Source organism: Streptomyces sp. NPDC057445, assembly GCF_042802855.1.
GTDB lineage: Bacteria > Actinomycetota > Actinomycetes > Streptomycetales > Streptomycetaceae > Streptomyces.
Genome location: NZ_JBHVDH010000012.1, coordinates 36496 through 62467, shown reverse-complemented (window position 1 = coordinate 62467; position 25972 = coordinate 36496). Strand labels below are relative to the sequence as shown.

Below are 25972 nucleotides of genomic sequence, written 5' to 3'. Positions count from 1 at the left end.
TATAACCCCACGCTCTAGAACCCGGGGCCGCCGTCGCGGTCCTCGACCTCGGCGAGGCGGCCCCACAGCAGGTCGACGAGACTCGTCACCAACTGGGCGCGGGAGCAAGGGCGATCGCCGAGCCACCAGTCCCCGGCCGCGTGCATCATGCCGACGATGCCGTGGCCCCAGACCCTGGCCAGCTGGCTGCCGCCGGGGCCCAGGTCGACGCGTTCCTCGATGACCTTGGCCAGCTCTTCGCCGAGGCGGCGCAGCAGCGGCGCCGAATGACGGCCGACGTCGAAGCCCTGCTCGGGATGCTCGGACTGCTGGGAGTCCTCGGCCGGGTGCATCAGGAAGCGGTACACCTGAGGCCGCGCCTCGATCGCCGCGAGATAGGTGTCGAGGGTGTTCTCGACGCGCTCACGCCGGTCGGCCGGCGCGTCGACCGCTGCCCGGAGGGAGTCCAGCAGGGCGTCCGTGTGACGCTTGGCCAGTGCCCGGTAGAGCCCGCCCTTGTCGCCGAAGTGGCGGTAGAGGATCGGCTTGGTGATCCCGGCCTCCGCGGCGATCGCGTTCATGGACGCCTGCGGCCCGTCCCGGAGCACCACTCGGTCAGCGGCTTCGAGCAGTTCCCGCCGCCGCTGGTCCGCCGACCGCTGCTGGTCGGTCTGCTGCGCTGTGGTGTCCATAGGGTTCTCCCCGCCCGTGCGAAATCCGTGAAGCCTGCGCAACGTAACACTCCGCGGGGACAGCGCGCCGGGTGCACCCGGGGCGGTTGACAGGCGCTACTTACCGGTAACAGACTGCGGTTACCGCTAGTAACATGCGGATGCGCGCACATCAGGAGGGGACATGAGCGAGTTCACGCTCGATCTCAACGACGACCAGAAGCAGGTACGCGACTGGCTGCACGGCTTCGCGAAGGACGTGATCCGCCCGGCCGCCGCGGAGTGGGACGAGCGTGAGGAAACTCCCTGGCCGGTCATCCAGGAAGCCGCCAAGATCGGCATCTACTCCCTCGACTTCTACGCCCAGCAGTTCTTCGACCCCACCGGCCTCGGCATCCCCATGGCCATGGAGGAACTGTTCTGGGGCGACGCCGGCATCGCCCTGTCCATCGTCGGCACCGGACTCGCCGCCGTCGGCGTCCTCGCCAACGGCACGGAGGAGCAGATCGGCACCTGGATCCCGCAGATGTACGGCGACGTCGACGACGTGAAGGTCGCCGCCTTCTGCTCCTCCGAGCCGGACGCCGGCTCCGACGTCGGCTCGATGCGCACCAGCGCCGTCTACGACGAGGCCAAGGACGAATGGGTCCTCAACGGCACGAAGACATGGGCGACGAACGGCGGTATCGCCAACGTCCATGTCGTCGTCGCCGTGGTCGACCCGGCGCTGGGCACGAAGGGCCACGCCTCCTTCATCGTCCCGCCGAACACCGCCGGGCTCTCCCAGGGGCAGAAGTTCAAGAAGCACGGCATCCGCGCGTCCCACACGGCCGAGGTCGTCCTCGAGGACGTCCGCGTCCCGGGGTCCTGTCTGCTCGGCGGCAAGGAGAAGCTCGACGAGCGCCTCGCCCGCGCCCGTGAGCGCGCCGGGACGGGCGGTGAAAGGGTGAAGAACGCCGCCATGGCCACCTTCGAGGCGTCCCGCCCCGCGGTCGGCGCCATGGCGGTCGGCACGGCCCGCGCCGCGTACGACTACGCGCTCGAATACGCCAGGACCCGCGAGCAGTTCGGCCGCCCGATCATCGACAACCAGGGCGTCGCCTTCCAGCTCGCCGACATGCGCACCCAGATCGACGCGGCCCGGCTGCTGGTCTGGCGCGCCTCCTGGATGGCGGTCGCCGGCAAGCCGTTCACCGCGGCCGAGGGCTCGATGTCCAAGCTCTTCGCCAGCGAGGTCGCCAAGAAGGTCACCGCCCAGGCGGTCCAGATCCTCGGGGGCAACGGCTTCACCCGCGAGTATCCGGTGGAGCGCATGCACCGTGATGCCGCGATATACACCATCTTCGAGGGCACGAGCGAGATCCAGCGCCTCGTGATCGCCAGGACGCTGTCAGGCATGCCGATCCGCTAGACCGGACGGTGCCTGACCCGAAGGGGGCGCCGTACGGCCACCGTACGGCGCCCCCTTCGGCGCCCTCAGTCGCTCAGCCGCTCAGGCGCTCAGGCGCTCAGGCGCTCAGGCGTGCCTCGATCGCGGCGACGACCTCCGGCGCGTCCGGCTCGACGCGCGGACGGAAGCGGGTGACCTCCCCCTGCGGCGAGATCAGGAACTTCTCGAAGTTCCACTGGATGTCGCCCGCCTCGCCCTCCGCGTCGGCGACCTTCGTCAGCTCCGCGTACAGCGCGTGCCGGTCGTCGCCGTTCACGTCCGTCTTCTCCAGCAGCGGGAACGAGACGCCGTAGGTCGTCGAGCAGAACGTCTGGATCTCCTCGGCGCTCCCCGGCTCCTGCCCCGCGAACTGGTTGCACGGCACGCCCAGCACGGTGAAGCCACGGTCCTCGTACTGCTTCTGCAGACGCTCGAGCCCTGCGTACTGCGGCGTCAGACCACACTTGGACGCCACATTGACCAGCAGCACGGTCTTGTCCGCGAAGTCGGCGAGGGATGTGGCGTCGCCGGTCAGGGTACGCAGCGGGATGTCGCGCAGAGTCATCGGTTTCTCCTCGGTAACAGGGCTTCTCCGCTCACTCTCGCACGGCCTGCCGCACGGGACGGAACAGCCCCTCCTGGACGACCGACACCAACAGCCGTCCCTCGCGGTCGTAGATCCGGCCGCGGGCCAGCCCACGGCCGCCCGTCGCGATCGGCGACTCCTGGTCGTAGAGGAACCATTCATCGGCCCGGAAGGGGCGGTGGAACCACATCGCGTGGTCCAGCGAGGCCATGTCGAAGCCGCGCGGACCCCACAGCGGCTCCACCGGGATACGGACCGCGTCCAGGAGGGTCATGTCGGACGCGTACGTGAGGGCGCAGGTGTGGACGAGCGGGTCTTCGCCGAGCGGGCCGACCGCGCGCATCCAGACCGCGCTGCGCGGGTCCGCCCCCTTGGCCTCCTCCTCGCTCCAGCGCAGCCGGTCGACGTACCTGATGTCGAAGGGCTGGCGGCGGGCCATGCGCTCAAGGGCCTCAGGCAACGCCCCGAGGTGCTCGCGGATCTCGTCGGTGACGCTCGGCAGGGTCTCCGGCGCAGGGAAGTCGAGCCGTGGCGGCAGCTGGTGCTCGAAGCCGGCCTCCTCCGGCTGGTGGAAGGAGGCCGTGAGGTTGAAGATCGTGCGGCCCTGCTGCACGGCGGTGACACGGCGGGTCGTGAACGACCGGCCGTCCCTGACCCGTTCGACCTGGTAGACGATCGGCACACCCGGGACGCCGGGCCGCAGGAAGTACGCGTGCAGCGAGTGGACCGGGCGGGCGCCGTCCGTCGTCCTGCCCGCCGCGACCAGGGCCTGGCCGGCGACCTGCCCGCCGAAGACGCGCTGCAGCGATTCGTTCGGGCTGAGCCCGCGGAATATGTCGACCTCGATCTGTTCCAGGTCGAGCAGATCGACGAGCCGCTCTGCGGGGTTGGTCATCTGTTGTTCTCCACTCTCACAGCTGGCCGACGGCGGTGACCCGGATCACGGCCCTGGCCTCTTCGTCGGAGGCCGCCAGATCGACCTCCGCGCTGATGCCCCAGTCATGATCGGCATTGGGGTCGGCGAAGGTCTGCCGGACCCGCCACAGACCGTGCCCGGGGTCCTCCTCGATGGACAGCAGCTTCGGACCGCGCGCGTCCGGCCCCGTCCCCAGGTCGTCGTACTCGTCCCAGTACGCGTCCATCGCCTCGCCCCACGCGTCCGCGTCCCAGCCCGAATCAGCGTCCAGCTCGCCCAGCTCCCCGACCTGGTCGAGCGCGGCCAGCTCCACCCGGCGGAACATCGCGTTGCGCACCAGCACCCGGAAGGCACGGGCGTTCGCCGTGACCGGCCTGACCTGGTCGGCCTTCTCCTGGGCCTCCTCGGCCGTCTCCACCTCGGGGTTCGCCAGCTGCTCCCACTCGTCGAGCAGGCTCGAGTCGACCTGGCGGACCATCTCGCCCAGCCAGGCGATCAGATCCTCCAGGTCCTCGGTCTTCAGATCGTCCGGGATGGTGTGGTCGAGCGCCTTGTACGCGCTCGCGAGATAGCGCAGCACGATGCCCTCGGTGCGGGCCAGCTCGTAGAAGGAGGTGAACTCGGTGAAGGAAAGGGCCCGTTCGTACATGTCACGGATGACGGACTTCGGCGACACCGGGTGGTCGCCGACCCACGGGTGCGACTTCCGGTAGACGTTGTACGCATGCCACAGGAGCTCCTCCAGCGGCTTCGGGTACGAGATGTCCTGCAGCCGCTCCATCCGCTCCTCGTACTCGATGCCCTCCGCCTTCATCGCGCCGACCGCCTCGCCGCGCGCCTTGTTCTGCTGGGCGGCGAGGATCTGGCGCGGGTCGTCCAGGGTCGACTCGACGACGGACACCATGTCCAGGGCGTACGAAGGCGATTCGGGATCCAGGAGGTCGAACGCCGCCAGTGCGAAGGTGGACAGCGCCTGGTTCAGCGCGAAGTCCTGCTGGAAGTCGACGGTGAGCCGGACGATACGGCCCTGGGCGTCGGGGGTTTCCAGCCGCTCCACGATCCCGCCGTCGAGGAGTGAGCGGTAGATCGCGATGGCCCGGCGGATGTGCTTGAGCTGCTGCTTGCGCGGCTCGTGGTTGTCCTCGAGCAGCTTGCGCATGGCCTCGAAGGCGTTGCCGGGCCGGGCGATCACCGACAGCAGCATCGCGTGGGTGACCTTGAAGCGGGAGGTCAGCGGCTCCGGGTCGGACGTGATGAGCTTCTCGAAGGAGTTCTGGGTCCAGCCCACGAAGCCCTCAGGGGCTTTCTTGCGGACGACCTTGCGCTTCTTCTTCGGGTCGTCGCCCGCCTTGGCGAGGGCCTTCTCGTTCTCGATGACGTGCTCGGGTGCCTGGGCGACGACGAACCCGGCGGTGTCGAAGCCCGCCCGGCCGGCGCGGCCCGCGATCTGGTGGAACTCGCGGGAGCGGAGCGTACGGACGCGGCTGCCGTCGTACTTGGTGAGCGCGGTGAACAGCACCGTACGGATGGGGACGTTGACGCCGACGCCGAGGGTGTCCGTACCGCAGATGACCTTCAAGAGACCCGCCTGCGCGAGCTTTTCGACCAGGCGGCGGTACTTGGGCAGCATTCCGGCGTGGTGGACGCCGATGCCGTGGCGTACGTAACGGGAGAGGTTGCGCCCGAACTTGGTGGTGAACCGGAAGTTGCCGATCAGCTCGGCGATCTGGTCCTTCTCCTCGCGCGTGCACATGTTGATGCTCATCAGCGACTGCGCGCGCTCGACGGCCTGGGCCTGGGTGAAGTGCACGATGTACACCGGCGCCTGCTTGGTCTCCAGCAGCTCGGTCAGCGTCTCGGTGATCGGCGTCGTGCGGTACTCGTACGAGAGCGGGACCGGCCGGGTCGCGGAGCGGACGACGGCGGTCTCGCGGCCGGTACGGCGGGTCAGGTCCTTCTCGAACATCGAGACGTCGCCGAGCGTCGCCGACATCAGCACGAACTGTGCCTGGGGGAGCTCGAGGAGCGGGATCTGCCAGGCCCAGCCGCGGTCCGGCTCCGCGTAGAAGTGGAACTCGTCCATCACCACCTGGCCGATGTCCGCGTGCTTGCCGTCACGCAGCGCGATCGAGGCCAGGACCTCGGCGGTGCAGCAGATGACCGGCGCGTCCGCGTTCACGGACGCGTCTCCGGTCAGCATGCCGACGTTCTCGGTACCGAAGAGCTTGCAGAGATCGAAGAACTTCTCCGAGACCAGCGCCTTGATCGGCGCCGTGTAGAAGGTGACCTCGTCGCGGGCCAGCGCCGCGAAGTGTGCCCCCGCCGCCACCAGACTCTTTCCCGAGCCGGTGGGCGTGGAGAGGATCACATTGGCCCCGGAGACCACCTCGATCAGCGCCTCCTCCTGGGCCGGGTAGAGCGAGATGCCCCGGTCCTCGGCCCATGACGAGAAGGCTTCGAAGAGGGCATCGGGGTCGGCTTCAGGCGGCAGCTGATCGATAAGGGTCACGCCCCCCATCTTGCCTGGCTTCGGTCCCGATGAGGGAACCGGTCGCCGCAAGGAAGATCGCTACCGGTAGCCTGTGCCGTCAACTCGGCGTAACAACAAGACAAATGGGGCGGGAACAGCATGATGGGACCGGCGCACTCCCTGTCGGGGGCAGCGGCCTGGCTGGGGGTGGGGGCAGCGGCCGCCGCCGCGGGACACCCGATGCCGTGGCCCGTTCTCGTGGTCGGTGCACTGATCTGTGCCGGAGCGGCGCTCGCGCCCGACCTCGACCACAAGGCGGCGACGATCTCGCGGGCCTTCGGGCCGGTCTCGCGGGTCGTGTGCGAGGTGGTCGACAAACTGTCGTACGCGGTCTACAAAGCGACGAAGAAACAGGGCGACAAGCGCAGGACCGGGGGTCACCGCACGCTCACCCACACCTGGCTGTGGGCGGTGCTGATCGGCGCCGGAACGTCGGGGCTGGCCATGGCCGGGGACCGCTGGGCGGTCCTCGCGATCCTCTTCGTCCATCTCGTGCTCGCGGTGGAGGGCCTGCTCTGGCGGGCCGCACGGGTCTCCAGCGACGTACTCGTGTGGTTGCTCGGCGCGACGAGCGCATGGATCCTGGCCGGTGTTCTGGACAAACCGGGCAGCGGTGCGGACTGGCTGTTCACCGGCCCGGGCCAGGAGTACCTCTGGCTCGGTCTGCCGGTCGTCCTCGGTGCACTGGTGCACGACATCGGCGACGCGCTCACCGTCTCCGGCTGCCCGGTCCTGTGGCCGATCCCGATCGGCAACAAGCGCTGGTACCCGGTGGGCCCACCGAAGGCCATGCGTTTCCGGGCAGGCAGCTGGGTGGAGCTGAAGGTGCTCATGCCGGTGTTCATGCTGCTCGGCGGGGTGGGCGCGGCGGCGGCCATGAACCTGATCTGACGGGCTCTGCCGCTGCCGGGGCGGGCGGCGCCACGAGCGCCCGCCCCGGTTCGTCCGGTCACGACAACGCCCAGTGGTGCACCCGCGAGCCCTGCCGGGTGAGCCAGGTACCGTCCCCGAGCGGCCTCACCCGCGTGGGGACCGGGCCGCCCGGATACCGCAGGCGGCCCAGAGGCCTCAGCGTGTCCGCGTCGCACAGCCAGTGGATGCTCTCCCAGTTGCGTCCGTCGTCGAGGAGGCGGCTGCTCTCCAGGATCACGTGCGTGGAGTCCAGGGCGTACAGATCGGAGTAGTCCCCCACGCCCGGGACGACCAGCAGATGCCCGTGGTCGACACGGGCGAGGCACTCGGAGGTCAGGGTCTCGTGGCACGCGATCTCGTTGACCTCGTCGTCCTCGGCCAGCCCCTCGGAGCGTCTGACCGTGAGCAGCCGCGAGGACCCGGGGACGAACCCCGCGATCTCACCCATCCTGGTGCCCCCGAGCCGGTGGAGCGCCTCGCGCCGTGCCTCGAACCAGTGAGTGGTCCAGCTGCGCCACAGGCCCCAGGAGGACACGGCGAGCAGGGCGCCCTCGGGGTGCCACATCAGCTCACTGTCGACCGACTCGACGGCCACCTTCCGCCGCTGGAGCACCTCACCGGACATCGCGTCCAGGAGCAGCAGGACATCGGACGAGGAACCCGGGTCCTGGTGGGAGGCCGCGGGGGCGGACGTCGCCGGCTCGGTGACGGGCATGGACACCACCACGGCGACGAGCGAACCGTCCGGGCTCACCGCCGGCGTCCCCCGTACCCGGAACCACTCGGCTGCCGCGGGGCGGACGTCGTCCGCCAGCTGCCAGCGCCTGCTCCCGTCGGCGGCCACGGACCACACGGTGACCCCGTCCGTGGCCACGAAGCCGCCGTCCGGCACCGGCTCCGCCGACGGGTACGTCAGCGTCAGCGACGACAGGGGCTCGGAACGCCCCACGAGGAAGACCTCGCCCCGAAGGAGGCTCTCCCGCTCATGGACCTCGAGCGTCCACGGGCCTTCGGGCGTGACGGGCAGCCGTTGCAGCAGGATGCGACCGTCGTGCAGGGGACGGATGATCCCCACCGATGCCCTGGTCCTGGTGAGGAGCCTTACCTCGATGTCCCGTGCCGTCGTGTCCGCGACCGTCGCCTCTTCGTCCGCGCTACCCATGCCACGACCTCCACAGCGCCGCATACGCCCCGTCCGCAGCCACCAGATCGGCATGGCTGCCCAGTTCACTGATCCTGCCGTTCTCGACGACCGCGATCACGTCCGCGTCGTGCGCGGTGTGCAGCCGGTGGGCGATCGCCACGACCGTACGGCCGTCGAGGACCCGGGCCAGCGAGCGCTCCAGCTGCCGTGCCGCACGCGGGTCCAGCAGGGAAGTCGCCTCGTCGAGCACCAGGGTGTGCGGGTCCGCGAGGACCAGCCGGGCCAGGGCGATCTGCTGGGCCTGCGCCGGGGTCAGCGAGAGGCCGCCGGAGCCGACCTCGGTGTCGATGCCGTCGTCCAGCGCCCGTGCCCAGCCGTCCGCGTCCACCGCGCCCAGCGCCGCCCACAGCTCGGCGTCCTGCGCGCCCGCACGCGCGAGCAGCAGATTGTCCCGCAGCGAGCCGACGAAGACATGGTGCTCCTGGTTCACCAGCGCCACATGCTCGCGCACCCGCTCGGCCGGCATCCGGGAGAGCTCGGCGGCACCGAGCGTGACCCGGCCGGTCCGGGGCGCGTAGATGCCCGCGAGCAGCCTGCCCAGCGTCGACTTGCCCGCGCCGGACGGACCCACCAGCGCCAGCCGGGTGCCCGGCGGTACGTCCATGGAGACCCGGTGCAGCACATCGACGCCCTCGCGGTACCCGAAACGCACCTCGTCCGCACGGACCGCGCGCCCCCGTGGACGCACCTGCACGTCACCCGCGTCCGGCTCGATCTCCCGGACGCCCACCAGCCGGCCCAATGACACCTGGGCCACCTGGAGCTCGTCGTACCAGCGCAGAATCAGGTTCACCGGGTCGACCATCATCTGCGCGATCAGCGCGCCCGTGGTCAGCTGTCCGATCCCGATCCAGCCCTGGAGGACGAACACCCCGCCGATCATCAGCACCGACCCGAGAACGGTCGCATGCGTGAAGCTGATGACCGGGAAGAGCACGGACCGCAGCCACAGGGTGTACCGCTCCCACGCCGTCCACTCGCTGATCCGACGGTCGGAGAGGGCGATCCGGCGCGGGCCGAGCCGGTGCGCCTCCACCGTCCGTCCCGCGTCGACCGTCTCGGCGAGCACCGCGGCAACCGCCGCGTATCCCGCTGCCTCCGAACGGTACGCCGACGGCGCCCGCTTGAAGTACCAGTGGCAGCCGAGGACCAGCAGCGGCACCGCAACCAGCACCGCCGGTGCCAGCGGCGGCGCGGTCACCGTCAGCCCGCCGAGCAGCAGCACGATCCAGAACACGCCGATCGTCAGCTGCGGCACCGCCTCGCGCATCGCGTTCGCCAGCCGGTCGATGTCCGTGGTGATCCGTGACAGCAGATCACCCGTTCCGGCCCGCTCCAGAACACCGGGCGGCAGCCCGACCGACCGTACGAGAAAGTCCTCGCGCAGATCCGCCAGCATCCGCTCGCCGAGCATGGCGCCACGCAGGCGCACCAGGCGGACGAACACGGCCTGGACGACCAGCGCTGTCGCGAACAGGGCGACGGTGCGCCCCAGATGGAGCTCGCGCGCCCCGTCCGCCGTCCGCTCCACCAGCGAGCCGAGCAGCCACGGACCTGCCATCGAGGCCACGACCGCGACCGTGTTGACGGCGATCAGCAGCACGAACGCACGGCGGTGCCGCCGCAGCAGCTCGCGCACATAGGCGCGGACCGTCGCGGGCGAGCCCACCGGCAGGGTGGTCGCCGTCCTGGGGGCCGCCGGGTCGTACCGCGGCGGCGCGACGCCGATCATGCCGTCTCCTCGATGTCGATCGCTTCGATGGCGGCCTCGCCCAGGCCCTTGTCCAGGGCGAGCTGTTCCGCCTCCGTCTCGCGGGTCACGACCGCCCGGTACCGCGGTTCCCGGCGCAGCAGCTCGCGGTGCGTCCCGACCGCTGTGACCGACCCCTCGTGGACGAACACCACCCGGTCGGCACGGTCGAGCAGCAGCGGCGAGGACGTCAGGACGACCGTGGTGCGCCCCGTCCGCAGCGCCCGCAGTCCCTCCGCGATCCGCGCCTCCGTGTGGGAGTCGACGGCCGATGTCGGCTCGTCGAGCACCAGCACCCCGGGATCGGCCACCAGTGACCGGGCCAGGGCGAGCCGTTGCCGCTGCCCGCCCGAGAGCGAACGGCCGCGCTCGGTGATGGGCGCGGACATCGGGTCGCCCTCCGGAGCGGCCTGTGCCAGGGCCACCAGCACATCCCCGCACTCGGCGGCGGCGAGCGCCTCCGTGGCGGTCACCGCACCGGACGCGGGCACATCGAGGAGCTCGGTCAGACTCCCCGAGAGCAGCACCGGGTCCTTGTCCTGCACCAGCACGGCGGCGCGGGCCGTGTCGCGCGACTGCTCCTCGAGCGCGACCCCGCCGAGCAGCACCGACGGCAGCCCCTCGGGCTCCGCGGCATGCCCGCCGAGGCGCTCGGCCAGCCGTCCCGCCGCGTCCGGATCGCCGCACACGACGGCGGTCAGTGCACCCGCCGGGGCGAGCAGACCGCTGGCCGGGTCGTACAGATCACCCGTCGCCACGGTGCCGCTCGCGTCCCCGGAGCCTCCCGAAGGGCGCTCGAGCGACAGCACCCGCGCCGCGCGGCGTGCCGACGGGCGCGAGAAGGAGTAGGCCATGGCGATCTCTTCGAAGTGCCGCAGGGGATAGGCCAGCAGCACCACCGCGCTGTAGACGGTGACCAGTTCACCGATCCCGATCCGCCCGTCGCCGACAAGGCCGATGCCGTACCAGACGACCGAGATGAGCAGCAGGCCGGGCAGCAGCACCTGCAGCGCCGAGATGAGCGACCACATACGGGCGCTGCGGACCGCCGCCCGCCGCACCTCCTGGGAGGCGCGCCGGTAGCGCTCGAGGAAGAGCTCCTCCCCGCCGATGCCGCGCAGCACCCGCAGACCGGCGACCGTGTCGGAGGCCAGCTCGGTGGCCCTGCCCGCCTTCTCGCGCTGGGTGTCGGCGAGCCGCGTCGCCCGGGGGAGCAGAGGCAGTACACCGAGCGCCAGCACCGGCACCCCGACGGCGACCAGGACGCCGAGCGCGGGCTCGTAGAACAGGAGCGACACGACGACCACGACGATCGTGAGCGCGGCCGCGAGGAAGCGTGAGACCGCTTCGACGAACCAGCCGATCTTCTCGACATCGCCGGTGGAGACCGCGACGACCTCACCGGCGGCGACCCGCCGGGTCAGTGCGGAGCCCAGCTCGGCGGTCCTGCGGGCGAGCAACTGCTGGGTCCTGGCAGCGGCGGTGATCCAGTTGGTGACGGCCGTGCGGTGCAGCATCGTGTCACCGAGAGCGATCGCGACGGCGGCGGCGGCGATCAGCCCGCCCGCCAGCGCGAGCCGGGTGCCCGAACGGTCCACGACCGCCTGTACGGCGAGGCCGACGCCGTAGGGCAGGGCCATGACGGCGACGAAGTGCAGCATGCCCCAGGCCAGTGAGGCGAGCTGGCCGCCGAGCTGCTTGCGACCGAGCCAGACGAGGAACCTGAATCCCGACCGGACGTCCGGCACACCGGGATCGGGGTACGGAAGATCGCGAATCTGCATGTCGTCCCAGATCGTTCGGAATTGCGGCTCGGACGTGCAAGGTTCGCTCTCCGCAGTCGTCGGGGGCAACCGATTTTCGTGTCGCACGGCACAGAACCCGCCATGATCCGGGAGCTCCCCCTGGCGTCGGCATCCCCCTCCCGCTTCACTCCCGACGCATGAGACGACTGCAGATCATGTCCGTGCTCGCCGGGCTGGTGCTCGCCGCCGGATCGCTGTCCGGGGCGGGCCCCGCGGCGGCGGACACGCCGGGAGCGCCGCCGGCGGAGTTCGGCAGCGACTGGCACGACCCGGTCACCGCCGCGCCGCCCGTCACCCGCCCCGCGACGAAGTCCTGCGACATCACCGTCGCCGAGGCACAGTTCCGTGACTTCACGCCCTACAAGGGGAGTTACGCACCACCGGAAGGCTGCGGCAGCAGGTGGAGCAAGGTGGTGCTCCGCCTCGACGGCAAGGTCAAGGGCCGCCAGTACGACCGCCTGGGCCATCTCACCATCGGCGGGGTCGAGGTCCTGCGTACCTCCACCCCGCAGCCGTCGCCCGAGGGGATCACCTGGTCCGTGGAGAAGGACGTCACCCGGTACACCGATACCCTGCGCCGCCCCCAGCCCGTCGAAATGCTCATCGGCAACGTCGTCGACGACACCTATACCGGTGTCATCGACGTCAGAGCAACCCTCAGTTTCCACGTCGCCGACGGCCCCGGCAGTCGGTCCGCCGCCGTCCCGGACCGCGTGCTCCCGCTCGACACCACGACGGCTCTCACCACCCCGCGCAACGCGGAACGGATCCTCGCCGAGGTGTACGCCACCGGCTCCGGCGGCGGCTGTGAGGAGTACTGGTACCTCACCGTCCCCGACCCGGCCCCGTACTCCTGCGAGGCGGCCGAGGGGCCCTACCGCGAGGTGCGGATCAGGGTCGACGGACAACTCGCGGGAATCGCCGCGCCGTTCCCGACCGTCTGGACCGGCGGCTGGTCCAATCCCTTCCTGTGGTACGTGATTCCGGGGCCCCGCGCGCTCGACGTGAAGCCCGTCCAGTACGACCTCACCCCCTTCGCGGCCCTGCTCAACGACGGCCGTCCGCACCGGATCGAGGCGTCCGTCGCGGGGGTGCCCGCCGGACGGACGGGCTGGAGCACCCCGGCCAATGTTCTGATCTGGCAGGACGAGGGCCGCGCCGTCGTCACCGGCGCGCTGACCCGCCACGAGGAATCACCCCTGGTCAACTCGTCGCGGCACACGCCGGGTTCGCCGCACAGGCTGGACACCGGGGGCAGCCACCGGCTCACCGTCGCCGGATACGTCGACACCTCGCACGGGCGGATCGGGACCACCGTGACGCGCTCACTCACCAACACCTCCGTGCACCGCTGGGGCGAGGGCGAGAATCCCGACGCCCTGCGGGCCCGCTGGACCGACGACGAGACCGTGACCGCGGGCCGGAGCACCACGCGGACCCGCCGCACCTACACGATGGACGGTGAGACCACCCTGGGCGCGGGCGACCGGCTGCGGACCGTGCTCACGCTGGGGGACAGGGCCGACACCGTGGTGCTGCGCGCCGGGAAGCGTGTCGCCCGGACCCGTCTCGACGACTCGTACACGGGAGACGCGACCTACACCGCGAATGTGCCGCGCGATCAGCGCCACGCGGTTGGTACGACGTCGGAGCGCTTCCGGCTGTACGGCTCCGACGCGCCGGGCGGATGCCACGACCGGATGCTGATAACGGTGCAGGGCGTCGTGACCGAGGACCGGAGGCGCTGCTGAGCGGGGCGCGGCGCCCGAACGGTCGAATGCCGGTGCGCGGGACGTCGCGCGCCGGGCCGGACTCCGCGGGCACTCCCACAGCACTAGCAAGCGGGCGCCGGGCCCCCGTCCACCAGCGCGGACAGCAGTCCGCCGAGCGCCTCGCGCTGATCGGCGGTCAGCGGAGCCAGGATGTCCTCCGCGGCCGCCCGCCGAGCGCTGCGCAGTTGGCGGAGCGTGGCGAGGCCGCTCTCGGTGAGCTCGACTCGCACCACCCGGCGGTTGGTCGGATCCTGGACGCGACGGACCCTGCCGCTCGCCTCGAGTCCGTCGACCAGCGTGGTCACGGCCCGCGGCACGACCTCCAGCCGGTCGGCGACATCGGCCATCCGCGGCGGCCCGTCGTAGTGGGCGACGACGCGGAGCAGGCGGGACTGCGCGGGCGTGATGCCGACCGGCTCCAGGTGTCGCTTCTGGATGCGGTGGAGCCGGCGGGTCAGTCGCAGCAGCTGCTCGGCCAGCAGGCCGTCCGCATCGGGGGTGGAGACGGGGGTGGTCATGCGGGAACAATATCAGGACACAGTTCATTGTGAACATAGGTAACAATGAGCTATGCTCCTCAAGTTCCGCTGTGATCCCTTGCCCCGCCTGTGAACCGTCTGCATCGGAAGGAGCCCATGCGCCCTCAAGACGGTCCGTCCTGGACACCCCCCGACCGCCCGCTCGACCCCACGCGACCGCCGCTCCCGGAGCAGCAGTCCGCGCAGGTCCGGCGCATCCTCCGGCTCTTCCGCCCCTACCGGGGCAGACTCGCCGTCGTCGGGATGCTCGTCGGTGCCTCGTCGCTGGTCGGCGTGGCCTCGCCGTTCCTGCTCCGCGAGATCCTGGACACCGCGATCCCGCAGGGCCGCACCGGTCTGCTCTCGCTGCTCGCCCTCGGCATGATCCTCACCGCCGTGATCACGAGCGTCTTCGGCGTGCTGCAGACCCTGATCTCGACCACGGTCGGCCAGCGCGTCATGCACGATCTGCGCACGGGCGTCTACGCCCAGCTGCAGCGCATGCCGCTCGCCTTCTTCACCAGGACCCGCACCGGAGAGGTCCAGTCGCGCATCGCCAACGACATCGGCGGAATGCAGGCGACGGTCACCTCCACCGCGACCTCCCTGGTCTCCAATCTCACGGCCGTCGTCGCCACCGTCGTCGCGATGCTCGCCCTCGACTGGCGGCTCACCGCCGTCTCGCTGGTCCTGCTGCCGGTGTTCGTCTGGATCAGCCGCCGGGTCGGCCGGGAGCGCAAGAAGATCACGACGCAGCGGCAGAAGCAGATGGCCACGATGGCCGCCACGGTCACCGAATCCCTGTCGGTCAGTGGAATCCTGCTCGGCCGCACCATGGGCAGGGCCGACTCGCTCACGCGCGCGTTCGCGGAGGAGTCCGAGCAGCTCGTCGATCTCGAGGTCCGCTCCAGCATGGCCGGCCGCTGGCGGATGTCCACCATCGGCATCGTCATGGCCGCCATGCCCGCGCTCCTCTACTGGGCGGCGGGACTGACCCTCCAGGGCGGCGGTCCGGTCATATCCATCGGTACGCTCGTCGCCTTCGTATCGCTCCAGCAGGGTCTGTTCCGCCCGGCCGTGAGCCTGCTCTCCACCGGAGTGCAGATCCAGACCTCGCTCGCGCTGTTCCAGAGGATCTTCGAGTATCTGGATCTGCCGGTGGACATCACCGAGCCGGAGAAACCGGTCCGGCTGGACAAGATCCGTGGCGAGGTGCGGTTCGAGTCCGTCGATTTCGCCTACGACGGGAAGGGCGGGCTGCCGACGCTCGACGGAATCGACCTCACGGTCCCGGCCGGCGGCAGCCTGGCCGTCGTCGGGCCGACAGGATCCGGCAAGTCCACGCTCAGCTATCTCGTGCCGCGGCTGTACGACGTGACGGGCGGCCGGGTCACGCTCGACGGCGCCGACGTGCGCGACCTGGACTTCGAGACGCTGTCACGTGCCGTGGGCGTCGTCTCCCAGGAGACGTATCTCTTCCATGCCTCCGTCGCCGACAACCTGCGCTTCGCCAAGCCCGACGCCACGGACGGGGAGATGGAGGCGGCCGCGCGGGCGGCTCAGATCCACGACCACATCGCGTCCCTGCCCGACGGCTACGACACCCTCGTCGGAGAGCGCGGGTACCGCTTCTCGGGCGGTGAGAAGCAGCGCCTCGCGATCGCCCGGACCATCCTGCGCGATCCGCCGGTGCTCATTCTCGACGAGGCGACGAGCGCCCTCGACACCCGCACCGAGCACGCCGTGCAGCAGGCGATCGACGCCCTCTCGGCAGGCCGCACCACCATCACGATCGCCCACCGGCTCTCGACGGTGCGGGAGGCGGACGAGATCGTCGTGCTGGACGCGGGACGGATCGCGGAACGCGGAAGCCACGAGGATCTGCTGGACCGGGACGGCCGCTATGCCGAGCTGGTCCGGCGTGATGCGCAACCGGCGGTCACGGTCACGGCCTGATCCGTTCGCGCCCCGTCCGGTGGGCTCTCACAGAGCCGCTTCGACGAGTCCCGGTTCGCGGTCCAGGAGCTGCTTGATCTCCTGGACCGCGGCGCGGCCCGCCCGGTTGGCGCCGATCGTCGAGGCCGACGGGCCGTAGCCGACGAGGTGGATGCGCTCGTCCCGTACCGCGCGCGTGCCGTCCAGCGCGATACCGCCGCCCGGCCCGCGGAGCCTGAGGGGGGCGAGATGGTCGATCGCGGCGCGGAATCCCGTGGCCCAGAGGATGACGTCCGCCTCGACCGTGCGGCCGTCGTCCCAGGCCACGCCGGTGGGGGTGATCCGGTCGAACATTGGCAGCCGGTCAAGGACACCGGAGGCGCGGGCACGCCGTATCGCATCGTTGAGCGGCAACCCGGTCACCGACACCACGCTCAGCGGAGGCAGCCCCTGCCGTACCCGCTCCTCGACCATGGCGACGGCCGCCCGGCCCTGTTCCTCGCCGAAAGGACCTTCCCGGAAGACCGGCGGGCGGCGCGTGACCCAGGTGGTCTCCGCGGCGACCCCCGCGATCTCCATCAGATGCTGGGTCCCCGAGGACCCTCCGCCGACCACGACCACCCGCCGGCCGGCGAAGGCTCCCGGTCCCGGGTACTGCGCCGTGTGCAGCTGGCGCCCCAGGAACGACTCCTGACCGGGATAGCGGGGCCAGAAGGGCCGGTCCCAGGTCCCGGTGGCGTTGATGAGGGCCCGCGCCGCATAGGCGCCCTCGTCCGTCTCCACCAGCAGTCGGCCGCCGTCGCCCTCACGCACCGCGCGTACATCCACGGGCCGGTGCACCCGGAGATCGAAGGCGTGCTCGTACCGCGTGAAGTACTCGCCGATGACCTCCGAGGACGGACGGCGCTCGTCGGCGCCGGTCAGCTCCATACCCGGGAGCGCGTGCATCCCGTGGACCTTGCCGTACGTCAGCGACGGCCAGCGGAACTGCCAGGCACCGCCGGGCAGCGGGGAGTGGTCCAGGACCACGAAGTCCACGTCCGGACGCAGTCCCGCACGCCGCAGATGGTAGGCGCCGGACAGTCCTGCCTGTCCGGCGCCGATGACAACCACGTCCGCGGCTCGTGCCCCAAAGTTGTTCACGCTTCCACCAACTGCGGGGGTGCCGAGGATCTTCCCTACGGTTCGCGGGCCCGGCTCCGAGCGGGGAGCGGGGTGCGGGGCTCAGAGGAAGTTCACACCCTGCGCGAGCGGCAGATCGTCGGAGTAGTTCACCGTGTTCGTCGCCCGGCGCATATACGCACGCCACGCGTCCGACCCGGATTCACGGCCGTCGCCGGTCTCCTTCTCGCCGCCGAAAGCGCCGCCGATCTCCGCGCCCGAGGTGCCGATGTTGACGTTGGCGATCCCGCAGTCGGAGCCGTCCGCGGCCAGGAAGCGCTCCGCCTCTCGCTGGTCCCGCGTGAAGATCGACGAGGACAGTCCCTGCGGGACACCGTTGTGCAGCTCGATCGCCTCGTCCAGCGTCCGGTAGGTGAGCACGTACAGGATCGGCGCGAAGGTCTCCTCGCGCACGACCGCCGTCTGCGCGGGCATCCGGACCACCGCCGGGCGAACGTACGCCGCCTCCGGAGCCTCGTCCCGCAACTGCCGTTCGCCGCCCGTCAGCACCTTCCCGCCGTCCGCCTGAGCGGCCTCCAGCGCTTTGGCCATCGCTTCGTGGGCCGACGTCGAGATCAGCGGCCCCACCAGTGTGTCCGCGCGGAAGGGATCGCCGACCGACAGCCGGCCGTACGCGTGGACGATCTTCTCCACCAGTTCGTCGGCGATGTCCTCCTGGACGATGAGGCGGCGCAGGGTGGTGCAGCGCTGGCCGGCCGTGCCCGCCGCAGAGAAGACGACGCCGCGCACCGCGAGAGCGAGGTCGGCGGACGGGGTGACCACGGCCGCGTTGTTGCCACCCAGCTCCAGCAGGCAGCGGCCGAAGCGGGCGGCCACGCGCGGACCCACCTCGCGCCCCATCCGTACGGATCCCGTGGCGCTGACCAGTGCCACCCGTCGGTCGTCGACCAGCCGCCCGCCGCACTCCCGGTCGCCGAGCAGCAGCTGGTGCACGCCGGCCGGCGCCCCGGTGTCCGCAGCCGCGCGTCCGAGCAGCGCGTCGCAGGCCAGGGCGGTGAGCGGGGTCAGCTCCGAGGGCTTCCACACCACGGTGTCACCGCAGACGAGAGCGATCGCCGTGTTCCACGACCAGACCGCGACCGGGAAGTTGAAGGCGGAGATCACGCCGACGACGCCGAGCGGATGCCAGCTCTCGGAAAGCCGGTGACCGGGGCGTTCGGAGGCCATCGTGCGCCCGTACAGCTGCCGGGAGAGACCGACCGCGAACTCGCAGATGTCGATCATCTCCTGCACTTCGCCGAGCGCCTCGGAGTGGATCTTCCCGGCCTCGACGGTGACCAGCTCGGCCAGATCCTCCTTGTGCGCCGTGAGCAGTTCGCCGAGGCGCCTGACCAGCGCACCCCGGCGCGGCGCCGGAACCGTGCGCCACTCCCGGAAGGCGGCGTCCGCCGCCGTGATCGCCGCGTCCGCGCCTTCGGCGTCGGTGGCGCGCAGGGTGAAGAGCGTGCCGCCGGTCAGCGGCGTACGGGCGCTGACGCCTTCGCCTCCGCCGGTCGGCAGCTGTGCGCCGCAGCGGCGCAGGGCCTCCTCGGCTCGCGCGCGCAGGGCGTCGGTGTCGGGCAGTGCGGTGGTGGTCATGCGTCCCTCTCCTCGGTTCATGCTTCGTCAAGGGCACCTCGGGCCCGGGCCAGTGAGTCGTCCTGCTGCGCGGCGTAGAGGTCGAAGGGGTCGTGCACCGTCCGTCCGACCGCCTCGGAGATCCGGTCCTGGTCGTAGTGGGCGCCCGACCGCGCGGCGTCCCGGGCACCCGGATCGGTGAGGTTCGACTGGAAGATCCCGGCCGCCGAACGCGGCAGGAAGTCCTCGTAGACGACGGGTCGGGCGGTGAGCCAGCCGCCGTCCAGAAGGCCCGCGAGATCGCCCGGCGGACGCCGCCCGTCCCGTGGCCTGCCCGGGACGGCCTCGAAGGTGAAGAACCCGAGGCCTTCCACGGCGAGTTGACGCTCGCTGTGCGGAAAGTGCGCGGCCCACTCCTCGGCCGGGGCGTCCACGAGCCGGTCGTAGAGCGCCCGCCCCTCGCGGCTGAGTGCGATCCCGCGCGCCTCGACCTCTCCGAAGCGCACCCGCAGCGAGCCGGTGCTGATGCTGCCGTCGGTCTCCCGGAACCTCCGCGGTTCCGCCAGTGCCCGGAACGACGTCTGACGCAGCAGCACGTCCGGACCGTGCCATCGCGGGGGCCCCTGGATCCGGTCGATCATCGTGATGCCGCGGTCCTCCATGCGCCGGTACAACTCGTCGATGTCGAGCACGCGCGGAGTGAGGTGGTTGATGTGGGTGCTGGTCACGCCGCCGATGTCGGCGGCGACCGCGGAGACCTTCTCCAGCTCCGCGTACCAGGCACGGTCGACCGGCTCCGGGGACAGCTCGAAGGAGGCGACCGCGAGCGTGAGGAACCGCTCGGCCTGTTCCTGCGGCAGGCCGGCCTCCGACTCGGCCCGCGCCGCAAGGTCCAGCAGCTCCGGCGGAAACAGCTCGCGGTGCTCCAGGAACGCCTCCAGCCGCTTCCCCAGATCCGCGTCGAAGAAGCGGCGGTCCGCGGGAGTCAGCATCGAGGTGAAGACCCGGAACGGATTGCGGTCCAGCTCGTCGGGAAGGACCGGCCGGAAGGCGGTCGAGACCACGGGCACGGCAGTCGCCGCGGTGTCCCGGAGGTCGTAGAAACCGACCGGCTCCATGCCGAGCGCGGCGAAGATCTGTGCCGCCTGACGAAGTTCGGCGGGCGTGCCCACCCGGATCGCACCGTGCCGCTCCGCCGTGATCCGCTCGATGCCGCCGAGCCGCTCGGCGCTCGCGCCGCCCTCCCGCAGCACCGTGTCGTTCACCTGCCCCGCGACGTCGACGAGTGTGGTGTACGCGGGAACCTCCGTCCCGTACATCGCGGAGAGGCGACGGGCGAACGCCGCACGCAGCTGCCATGTGGGGACGACGGGAACCATACGAACCTCCTGGACGCCGGTCAGATGATGTGGGCTTCGGGGCGGGCGGCCCAGGCGCCGTGGAAACGCGACGCCGCCAGGGGGCCGACGTCGAGGAACGGCTCTCTCCCCAGCCACAGATCGCGCACGATCTCGCCCACCGCGGGTGCCTGGAGGAAGCCGTGTCCCGAGAAGCCGGTGGCGTAGAGGAAGCGCGACACGCCGGTGGACTCGCCGATGAGGGCGTTGCGGTCCGGTGTCATCTCGTACAGCCCCGCCCAGCCGCCCGCCGGCTTCAGCCCGGCCAGCGCGGGGGCGCGCCGTGCGGCGGCCTCCCGGAACGGCTCCAGCCACTCCTCGCTGAAGTCCCGGCCGAAGCCAGGCTCCTGGCGAGTGTCGGACAGCCCGAGGACCAGGCCGCCCGCATCGTCGTTGTGGAAGTACAGCGTCGATTCGAAGTCCAGCGTGAAGGGGATGCGCGGCGGATGCGGGGTGAGCGGGCCGGTGAGGGCGATCTGCCGGCGCAGCGGGGTGACCGGGAGCGGTACGCCCGCCATGGCGCCGATCCCGCCCGACCACGCGCCCGCCGCGCAGACGACCGTGCCGGTGCGGACCGTGCCGGAGGTGGTGTGCACCGCCCGCAGGGTGCCGCCCTCGGTGTCGATGCCGGTGACCGTGCAGTGCGTGCGTACGACCGCACCGAGGTCGCGGGCCGCTCGCAGATAGCCGAGAACCGCGGCCTTCGGCAGGGCGTATCCGTCGTCGGGGGAGTACGCGGCGGCCACGATCCCGGACCACGGGCCGATGTACGGGCACAGCCGATGTGCCTCGCCCGGGCTGATGATCCGGCTGTCCACGCCCAGCTCCCGCTGCAGCGCCGCGGCTTCACGGAAGGCGGCCACGGCTTCGTCACTGCCGAGGAGGAACAGGTAGCCGGCGCTCTTCAGCCCCACGTCCGCGCCGGGCCGCTCGGCGAACTCGCGCCATGCGCGCAGGCTGCGCTGCCCGAGGCGGATGTTGAGAGGGTCGGAGAACTGGGCGCGTACGCCTCCGATCGGCTTGCCCGACGATCCGGATGCGGCCGTGTGGCGCTCCAGCAGCAGTACGTCGCGCACGCCCGCCTCGGCCAGATGGAACGCGATGCTCGCCCCGATCACACCACCGCCGACGATCACGACCTGGGCCGCGGCCGGAAGCGGCGAAGGTCGCGGCGCGTCCAGGGCGGGGGAGAGGGCATGGGACAAGGACGCGGGAACACACGCGGACGGATCCGGGCGCGGTTGCGCCGGGGGCGTACGAGCAGCGTCGTGAGCCATGAGGCCATGGTGGACGCCCCCGGCTCCTCCGTCCATGGACGGTCCCGGGAACCGGTCCACGGCGCACATACGGGCTATCGCCGTGCCTCGGCCCCACGGCGTGCCACCCGGGGGCTCATGGCGTGAACGAGGACCCGGGAGGGGTCCGCCGGGCACCGTCCGCCGGTTGCGACACGCCGCCCGGGGGCCGAGGGTCCGGGCGGCACACGGCAGCGTCTCGACCACGGCATACGGGACCAGGAGCACCGCACATCCGCCGCTGCCACGGTTCGGCGGCCAACTGCGCCGCCCGGCCCGCGTGAGCGCGTCGGGCGCCCGTGAACGGCTCGTCCAGCTGCGGTGGAACGGCTTCCCGTGCGCGTGCACCGGGGAACGGGGAACGGGGGAGTGTGGTGGGGAAATGCACTGAGAAGGCGTCAGCAACCGTTCCGGTACGCGGCGGAGGCCGGTCGCAGCAGGCCGCCGTACGCGGGGTGCGCCGGGCTGTGCGCGAACACGGCGCAGAACGTGGCGGCGGGTCCGGCGGGCCGGCCGATGCCGTCCCGGTACGCGGACGCGCGAGCCCGAGGAATGGGCGGGAGGATGGACGTATGCCCGAAGCATTCACCACCAGGGTCCTGAACGTGACCACCGGCTCGACCGAGGCCGTGATCGATCTGACGAACGAGTGCCGCACGTTCCTGGAGGAGACGGCCGAGGGACGGGACGGCCTGCTCAATGTGTTCGTACCGCATGCCACCGCCGGGATCGCGCTCATCGAGACCGGCGCCGGCAGCGACGACGACCTGCTGGCCACGCTGCACGTCCTGCTCCCCGCCGACGACCGCTATCAGCACCGTCACGGCACTCCCGGCCATGGCCGCGACCACGTCCTGCCTGCTCTTGTGCCGCCGCACGCCACCCTGCCCGTGATCGGGGGCCGGCTGGCGCTCGGCACCTGGCAGTCGGTCTGCCTCGTCGACCCGAACAGGGACAATCCGGACCGACAGGTACGGCTGAGCTTTCTCGGTTAGGAGCTCCGGTTCGACTCTAGGGGCCGAGTCCGGCCGCACCGAACGGGGCAAGGAGCGGGGTCGGCCGGGCCGCCTCCGCCCGCTTTCGGGCACCGGCTGACGTTGTGGCGTCCTCGACCCGAACCAAGGTCAAGAAGACGAGTCAAAGATCTGCACGCCCTGAGAGGAGTGGGGCGCCGCGGAGTCCGACGGGTGATCAGCCGTCGTGCGCCGCGGCCAGGTTGCCTCGTATCGCCGTGGTCAAGGGGTGGTCCTCGCCCAGAACCTGCAGGCAGTCGGCGAGCGTCCGCTCCAACAGGGGCGCGGCCCGGCCCGAATCACCCACCGAAACGTAGGCTGCGGCCAGGTTGTTGCGGGAGACCAGGGTCCCGGGGTGGTCCTCGCCCAGCGCCCGTACCCGGACGGTGACGATTCGTCGGCAGAACGGGATGGCCCGGCCCAGGTCGCCCGCCGACCCGCAGGTGTCGACAAGGTTGTTCAAGGCCTGGTCCTCGCGCTCGTGGTCGTCGAGCTCCCGGAAGAAGGCCGCGGCCCGGGTGAGCGCGTCGATCGCTTCCTCGAACCGCCGCAGCTGCCGCAGAGCCAGACCGAGGTTGGTCAACGCCGCAGCTTCGCCATGGCGGTCGTGCAGGTCTCGGTAGAGGGCGGCGGCCCCGATGAGCGTCTCGACGGCCTCGTCGAACCTGCGTGCTTTCTGCAGGGTCGGGCCGAGGTTGGTCAGTGCGCCTGCTTCGCCATGGCGGTCATGCAGGTCACGGTGGAGGGTGGCGGCCCGGGTGAGCGCGTCGACGGCCTCGTCGGTCCTGCACATGTCCCGGAGAGCAAGGCCGAGGTTGGTCAACGCGACGGCCTCGCCGTGGCGCTCGAGCAGGCCCTGACAGATTGCCCAGGCCTGGTTGTGGGCGTGGACGGCGTCCTCGAACCGCCCGAGTTCCCGCAGTGCCTCGCCGAGATTGCTCAACGCCATTCCCTCGTCGTAGCGGTTGCCGAGCTCGCGGAAGGCGGCGGCGGCCCGTGTGTGGGCGTCGGCGGCTTCCTCGAACCGGTGCGCCTCTTGCAGCGCGAGGCCGAGGTTGCCCGATGTCGCTGCCTGATTGTGGTGGTCGCCGAGCTCGCGGAAGGCGGCGGCGGCCCGGCCGAGCACATCGATGGCCTCCTCGGACCTGCGCACTTTCTGGAAGGCGGTGCCGAGGTTGCTCAACGCCGTGGCCTCGCCATGGCGGTCGTCGAGTTCGCGGTGGATGGCGGCGGCCCGGGTGCAGACGTCGATGGCCTCGTCGAACCTGCGTACGCCGGTCAGGGCCGCACCCAGGTCGGCCAGCGACCTGGCCTCGCGGCGGCGGTCGCCGAGTTCCCGGAAGGCGGCGGCGGCCCGGGTGTGGGTGTCGACGGCTTCCTCGAACCGCCGCAGCTGCCGCAGCGCCAGACCGAGGTTGGTCAACGCCGTGCCTTCGCCGTGGCGGTCGTCGAGTTCGTGGTGGAGGGCGGCGGCCCGGGTGAGCGCGTTGATGGCTTCGTCGAGCCTTTGTACGTCGGTCAGGGCCGTGCCGAGGTTCGTCAGGGAGCCGGCCTCGCGGTGGCGGTCGTCGAGTTCGCGGTGGAGGGCGGCGGCCTGGGTGAGCGCGTCGACGGCCTCGTCGAGTCTGTACACCTCTTTGAGGGCCGTGCCGAGGTTGTTGAGGATCCCCGCCTCGCCGCGGCGGTCGTCGACCTCTCTGCAGATGGCCAGGCCGCGGTGGTAGGTGCCGATGGCTTCGTCGAGCCTTTGTACGTCGGTCAGGGCCGTGCCGAGGTTCGTCAGGGAGCCGGCCTCGCGGTGGCGGTCGCCGAGTTCGCGGTGGAGGGCGGCGGCCTGGGTGAGTGCGTCGACGGCCTCGTCGAGTCTGTACACCCCTTTGAGGGCCGTGCCGAGGTTGTTCAGCGTCGCGGCCTCGCCGCCGCGGTCGTCGAGTTCCCTGCAGACGGTGGCGGCCTGGATGAGCGCGTCGATGGCCTGGTCGAACCTTCCCACTCCCTGCAGCGCCGCGCCGAGGTTGGTCAACGCCGTGGCCTCGCAGCAACGGTCGCTGCGCTTCCGGGTGAGGGCCAGCGCGCCGGTGGTCACGGTGACCCAGTCGTCGAATTGGCGGCGGTGGTCGAGGAACGCGGCCAGGGAGAAGGCGAGTGCCATGCCGGCCCTGGGATGACCGAGGGACGGGGCGGCGATGGTCGCGGCGACCAGGTTGAGGCGTTCGTCGTCCAGCCAGGCCAAAGCGTCCTGCCGATCGGAGAAACGCGGTGACGGGCTTCCGGGCCGGGACTTCAGGTGACTGTCGGCGGCACGAGTGGCTTTCTCGTAGTGGTCGAGGAGGCGCCGCAGGGCGGCATCGCGCCGGTCGGCCTCGGCGTGGGCGCGTCCCTGCTCGTCGGCGTACAGGCCGACCAGGTCGTGCAGTCGCCAGCGGCCCCATGTGTGTCCGGCCTCGACGAGGTGGGCGCGGGACAGATCCACCAGGAGTGCCTCGGCTTCGAAGGGGTCGAGCTCGGCCAGGTGCGCGGCGGATTCGGTCGAGACGTCCGGGCCGGCGTTCAGCGGCAGCAGGCGGAACAGGCGGGCATGCTGCTCCTCGAGGCACTGGTAGGACAGGTCGAAAGCGGCGCGCACGGCTCGGTCCTCGCGGCGCAGCCGGTTCAGCCGGGTGTGCTCCGCCCGCAGGGCTTCGGCGAAGGACGACGGCGAGCGGGTGCGGTTGTCGGCGAGCAGGGCCGCGGCGATGCGCAGGGCGAGGGGCAGGCCCGCGCACAGGTCGGCTATGTCCGCGGCGTGTTCGGGAGCGTCCTCGAGGCGGGTGTCGGTGGTGCCGCGGGCGTGCTGGAGGGCCCTACGGAGCAGCTCGACCGAGGCCGGGGAGGACAGGACGTCCAGGTCGTGCAGGCGGGCGCCGACATCCAGGGTGTGGCGGGAAGTGACCAAGGTCGCGGTGGCGCCGTCGGTGGGCAGCAGCGGGCGTACCTGGTCGGCGGTGGCGGCATTGTCGATGACGACAAGGATCCGTCGGCCCTGTTCGGCGAACGTGGCCAGCACGCTGCGGTAGAGCCGGCTACGGTCCTGCAACTCTGCGGGGACGTGCTCGGCGGGCATGCCCAGGGCGCGCAGCAGGCCGTCCAGGGCGCGTTCGGCGGATACGAGGCGTTCGGCGTCGTATCCGAAGAGGTCGACGAACAGGACGCCGCCGGGAAACCAGCCGGGTTGCTCCAGGGCCCGGGCGGCGGTCTGTACGACCAACTCCGTCTTACCGACTCCGGCCAGTCCTGCCACCGCCGTCAGTACTGCCTCCTGCGGGCCCTGACCGGGTGCCAGGGCCTCGAGCAATTCCTCCACCTGCTCCTCGCGGCCGGTGAAGGCGGGAGAGCCGTCGGGCAGACCGGACAGCGCGCGGGTGATCGTGTGGGGTAGCTGCACGGTGATGTCCCGGCCCTGGACCACCGCCTGGAAGAAGGTTGCGTCGCTGATCCGGTTCGACACCGGCCCGTCCACCTCGCCGTGCGCCTCGTCCACG

The 25972-nt window shown here is 71.1% G+C and carries 18 protein-coding genes; 5 read left to right on the top strand and 13 right to left on the bottom strand.

Annotation, left to right across the window (positions count from 1 at the left end; all coding sequences use genetic code 11):
* Window positions 1-14: 14 nt before the first annotated feature.
* Window positions 15-671, bottom strand: a complete 657-nt coding sequence (locus ACFU5O_RS23890) for a TetR family transcriptional regulator (RefSeq protein WP_384243741.1) — start codon at window positions 669-671, stop codon at window positions 15-17.
* A gap of 163 nt (window positions 672-834) precedes the next feature.
* Between ACFU5O_RS23890 and ACFU5O_RS23885 the strand changes: the two genes are divergently transcribed.
* Window positions 835-2061 (top strand): acyl-CoA dehydrogenase family protein, encoded by a 1227-nt coding sequence (locus ACFU5O_RS23885; protein ID WP_384243740.1) that lies wholly within the window; start codon window positions 835-837, stop codon window positions 2059-2061.
* A gap of 97 nt (window positions 2062-2158) precedes the next feature.
* Here ACFU5O_RS23885 and ACFU5O_RS23880 read toward each other — a convergent pair whose 3' ends face one another.
* From ACFU5O_RS23880 to ACFU5O_RS23870, 3 genes are read right to left on the bottom strand one after another with little or no spacing between them, the layout of a single operon-like run.
* Window positions 2159-2644, bottom strand: coding sequence for a glutathione peroxidase (locus tag ACFU5O_RS23880; RefSeq protein ID WP_384243739.1), 486 nt, complete (start codon window positions 2642-2644; stop codon window positions 2159-2161).
* A 31-nt stretch (window positions 2645-2675) separates the two neighbouring features.
* A complete protein-coding gene (locus tag ACFU5O_RS23875; RefSeq protein ID WP_384243737.1) occupies window positions 2676-3560 on the bottom strand; it encodes an acyl-CoA thioesterase in 885 nt (294 codons plus the stop codon).
* 16 nt (window positions 3561-3576) lie between these two features.
* A complete protein-coding gene (locus tag ACFU5O_RS23870; RefSeq protein ID WP_384243736.1) occupies window positions 3577-6099 on the bottom strand; it encodes a DEAD/DEAH box helicase in 2523 nt (840 codons plus the stop codon).
* Window positions 6100-6210: 111 nt separating this feature from the next.
* Here ACFU5O_RS23870 and ACFU5O_RS23865 point away from each other — a divergent pair, with 111 nt between their 5' ends.
* Window positions 6211-7002, top strand: coding sequence for a metal-dependent hydrolase (locus tag ACFU5O_RS23865; RefSeq protein WP_384243735.1), 792 nt, complete (start codon window positions 6211-6213; stop codon window positions 7000-7002).
* 58 nt (window positions 7003-7060) lie between these two features.
* On the opposite strand, the gene ACFU5O_RS23860 is transcribed toward ACFU5O_RS23865, so the two are convergent.
* From ACFU5O_RS23860 to ACFU5O_RS23850, 3 genes are read right to left on the bottom strand one after another with little or no spacing between them, the layout of a single operon-like run.
* Window positions 7061-8185: a hypothetical protein gene (locus tag ACFU5O_RS23860; RefSeq protein WP_384243734.1), complete on the bottom strand. Its 1125-nt coding sequence runs from the start codon at window positions 8183-8185 to the stop codon at window positions 7061-7063.
* Complete coding sequence (locus ACFU5O_RS23855; RefSeq protein ID WP_384243732.1) at window positions 8178-9959, bottom strand: ABC transporter ATP-binding protein; 1782 nt, start codon at window positions 9957-9959, stop codon at window positions 8178-8180. The genes ACFU5O_RS23860 and ACFU5O_RS23855 overlap by 8 nt, the downstream gene beginning before the upstream one ends.
* The gene (locus ACFU5O_RS23850; RefSeq protein WP_384243731.1) at window positions 9956-11761 is read right to left on the bottom strand and encodes an ABC transporter transmembrane domain-containing protein; all 1806 of its coding nucleotides are present in this window, start codon (window positions 11759-11761) and stop codon (window positions 9956-9958) included. Before ACFU5O_RS23850 ends, ACFU5O_RS23855 begins: the two co-directional genes overlap by 4 nt.
* Window positions 11762-11919: 158 nt before the next feature.
* Between ACFU5O_RS23850 and ACFU5O_RS23845 the strand changes: the two genes are divergently transcribed.
* Entirely contained in the window at window positions 11920-13533 is a 1614-nt protein-coding gene (locus tag ACFU5O_RS23845; protein ID WP_384243730.1) for a peptide-N4-asparagine amidase, read from the top strand.
* 83 nt (window positions 13534-13616) lie between these two features.
* Here the strand turns inward: ACFU5O_RS23845 and ACFU5O_RS23840 are convergent, their stop codons facing one another.
* Window positions 13617-14072, bottom strand: a complete 456-nt coding sequence (locus tag ACFU5O_RS23840; RefSeq protein WP_384243729.1) for a MarR family winged helix-turn-helix transcriptional regulator — start codon at window positions 14070-14072, stop codon at window positions 13617-13619.
* A gap of 117 nt (window positions 14073-14189) precedes the next feature.
* On the opposite strand from ACFU5O_RS23840, the gene ACFU5O_RS23835 reads away from it, so the two are divergent.
* On the top strand, window positions 14190-16028 hold the full coding sequence (locus tag ACFU5O_RS23835) for an ABC transporter ATP-binding protein (protein WP_384243727.1): 1839 nt from the start codon (window positions 14190-14192) through the stop codon (window positions 16026-16028).
* A 27-nt stretch (window positions 16029-16055) separates the two neighbouring features.
* On the opposite strand, the gene ACFU5O_RS23830 is transcribed toward ACFU5O_RS23835, so the two are convergent.
* From ACFU5O_RS23830 to ACFU5O_RS23815, 4 genes are all read right to left on the bottom strand, one after another.
* Complete coding sequence (locus ACFU5O_RS23830; protein WP_384243726.1) at window positions 16056-17150, bottom strand: NAD(P)-binding domain-containing protein; 1095 nt, start codon at window positions 17148-17150, stop codon at window positions 16056-16058.
* Between the two features lie 81 nt (window positions 17151-17231).
* Window positions 17232-18767 carry an aldehyde dehydrogenase family protein gene (locus ACFU5O_RS23825; RefSeq protein ID WP_384243725.1) on the bottom strand — a complete coding sequence of 512 codons (1536 nt, stop codon included), beginning with the start codon at window positions 18765-18767 and terminating at the stop codon, window positions 17232-17234.
* Window positions 18768-18784: 17 nt separating this feature from the next.
* Complete coding sequence (locus ACFU5O_RS23820) at window positions 18785-20125, bottom strand: 2-oxoadipate dioxygenase/decarboxylase family protein (protein WP_384243723.1); 1341 nt, start codon at window positions 20123-20125, stop codon at window positions 18785-18787.
* Window positions 20126-20145: 20 nt separating this feature from the next.
* Window positions 20146-21420 (bottom strand): NAD(P)/FAD-dependent oxidoreductase, encoded by a 1275-nt coding sequence (locus tag ACFU5O_RS23815; RefSeq protein ID WP_384243722.1) that lies wholly within the window; start codon window positions 21418-21420, stop codon window positions 20146-20148.
* 590 nt (window positions 21421-22010) lie between these two features.
* Here ACFU5O_RS23815 and ACFU5O_RS23810 point away from each other — a divergent pair.
* Window positions 22011-22433, top strand: coding sequence for a secondary thiamine-phosphate synthase enzyme YjbQ (locus ACFU5O_RS23810; protein ID WP_384243721.1), 423 nt, complete (start codon window positions 22011-22013; stop codon window positions 22431-22433).
* A gap of 196 nt (window positions 22434-22629) precedes the next feature.
* Here ACFU5O_RS23810 and ACFU5O_RS23805 read toward each other — a convergent pair whose 3' ends face one another.
* On the bottom strand, window positions 22630-25971 hold the full coding sequence (locus tag ACFU5O_RS23805; RefSeq protein ID WP_384243720.1) for a tetratricopeptide repeat protein: 3342 nt from the start codon (window positions 25969-25971) through the stop codon (window positions 22630-22632).
* Window position 25972: the final 1 nt, after the last annotated feature.